Origin of the sequence: Micromonospora sp. DT44 (assembly GCF_049841635.1) — a bacterium.
In the GTDB taxonomy this organism is placed as follows: domain Bacteria; phylum Actinomycetota; class Actinomycetes; order Mycobacteriales; family Micromonosporaceae; genus Micromonospora.
The window spans coordinates 1-334 of the sequence record NZ_JBNCKS010000189.1; the positions used below are offsets into that span (position 1 = coordinate 1).

The following is a 334-nucleotide window of genomic DNA, read 5'->3' on the forward strand; positions in this document are numbered from 1 at the left end:
GCTGATGGCTTGCTGGTCGACGCTGCTGTTGCCGTACTGGATGGTCGATGTGGCGGGGGTGGGGGCGTAGTCGTGGTGGGACATGCTCGGGCCGGCGGGGTTGAAGGCGGGACCGTTGCTGTCCGCGAACCGGGTGTAGGTGGGCGGGTAGGGGGGGACGTAAGGGGTCGGCTGGTTGACGCCGTATAACGCGGTCGTGCCGTATTGGGCCGGGTACTGACTGACCTCGGGCAAGGGGCAGGGATCCTGGGGTGTGGATGATGACTGAGCCGCGACCGAATAGGAATAGGAATTGGTGTTCGCTGGCAACTGGTTGTGTGGCGGGTCGATGACC

General features: G+C 64.7%; 1 protein-coding gene. It reads right to left on the bottom strand.

What is annotated here, in order from left to right:
- A partial coding sequence (locus ACLQ25_RS32865; protein WP_425734615.1) for a hypothetical protein occupies positions 1–334 on the bottom strand: 334 nt, incomplete at both ends.